Annotated in this window: 2 protein-coding genes; both read right to left on the bottom strand. The window is 60.6% G+C overall.

Annotated elements, in window-relative coordinates; all coding sequences use genetic code 11:
• Positions 1-122: 122 nt before the first annotated feature.
• Positions 123-1,013 (bottom strand): amidohydrolase family protein, encoded by an 891-nt coding sequence (locus ACN4EK_RS32575; RefSeq protein ID WP_431662597.1) that lies wholly within the window; start codon positions 1,011-1,013, stop codon positions 123-125.
• 39 nt (positions 1,014-1,052) lie between these two features.
• On the bottom strand, positions 1,053-1,614 hold a 562-nt coding region (locus tag ACN4EK_RS32570; protein ID WP_431662596.1), incomplete at its 5' end, for an SDR family NAD(P)-dependent oxidoreductase.

Raw genomic sequence — 1,614 nt, 5'->3', positions numbered from 1 at the left:
CCACTGGATGGCTCCGGAAACGGAGGGCTCGTGCGAGGTCAGCTCTGCCGCCACGAACATGAAAGGAGCCGGGATTGCTGAGTTCAGCATCCCGGCTCCTTCCCCGTGCTGTCGTGTGCGCCTTATGCGGCGGGATCTAACCGGTATATACGGCGAGCGTTCTCGAACAGGAAGGTAGCTTGTTCAGCGTCCGATAGCGACGAGACCAGCTGTCGGTAGATGTCCATGATCGCGTCGTACGACGACACGATCCGGTCGAGTGGCCAGTTCGAACCGACCAGAGAGCGCTCAGTACCGAAGGCTTCGAGGCACGTGGTCATCCACGGTTCGAAGTCGGCGTACACCCCGCGCTGGTCGGTCATGCCGACACCCGACACCTTGCAGATCACGTTCGGCGCCTTCGCCAGTTCACGAATGCCCGCCCGCCATGACGCGAAGTACTCGCTATCGCGTTTACGCGGAAAACCGATGTGTTCGAGCACAATCGTGAGCTCAGGGTGACGTTCGGCGAGGGCACGAGCGGCTGCCATGTTGGGCCAACCGCAGTCGAGATCGAAAACTAGTTGTCGCTTGGTCATCTCGACGAGCGAGGCCTCGAACGTCGCGTTCGTCTCACCCGATGCGAGGTAGGGCTCCGATGCGAAGTCACGTACACCCACGAAGTAGGGCGATTCTCCGTGTCCATCGAGTTGCCGCATGGCGTCGTCGGTGCCGAGGTCGGTGTGCGCCACGATGGTGAACGGTGCGGGAGAGGTCTTGCGCATGTCGGTCAACCACCGTGTCTCTTCGACAGGGTCTTCGGTGCCAATCGCTGCCTGCACGTGCACAAATGACTCGATGTTGGCGAAGCGCGCCTCCGCCCAGAGTGCGTTTGCATCGTAAAGAAGCGACTTCATCGCATCGATGTTGCCCAGGTCGGGGTGGACAAAATCTGGCTCGAGCCAGACGTACTTCAGTACGGGGTGCTGCAGATCGAAAAAGTGAACGTGTGTGTCCACGATGGGGTGAACCATGTGTCGCTCCTTTGCGGTGTCGGTATGGGAGGTGGGTGGTCAGTGGATGAGGAATCCGCCGTTGACGTCGACGACAGCGCCCGTGATGTAGCCAGCGTGAGACGAGCACAGAAACGCAGCAATGTCTGCAACGTCGTGAGCCTCGCCAAGACGGCCAACCGGAATGCGCCCTGCCATATCGGCGATTCCAGCGACCATGTCGGTGTTGATGAGTGCAGGCGCTAGCGAGTTCGCCGTGATGCCGAGGGGTGAGTATTCCGTTGCGATCGCCTTCGTCAGCGCCATGACGCCCGCCTTTGACGCTCCGTAAGCGGCGACGTGTCTGCTGCCGCCGGTGATGCCAGCACTCGACCCGAGTGTCAGCACGCGCCCGTAGCCCGCCTCGCGCATGTGCGGCAACACTTCGCGGGCACACAAGAACGCTCCAGTGAGATTTACTCCTATCGTGCGTTCGAAGCTCGCAAGGGTTGTCTCTTCGAACGGTTCGATCGGAAAGATTCCGGCATTGAGCACGAGGATCGTCGGTGGGCCGAGCTCTTTCGTCACCGCCGAGACCGCCGAGCGCACTGACTCTTCCGACGTCTGTCTCTTATACACATCT

It is taken from the genome of Pantanalinema rosaneae CENA516 (assembly GCF_050753385.1).
GTDB classification, from domain to species: domain Bacteria; phylum Cyanobacteriota; class Cyanobacteriia; order Leptolyngbyales; family Leptolyngbyaceae; genus Pantanalinema; species Pantanalinema rosaneae.
Note: the sequence above shows the minus strand (reverse complement) of the source record. Positions and strands in the feature narration are given on the sequence as shown.

Coding starts and splice junctions, on each gene's coding strand:
- ACN4EK_RS32575 (WP_431662597.1), bottom strand. CDS start 1,013: ATGGTTCACCCCATCGTGGACACACACGTTCACTTTTTCGATCTGCAG.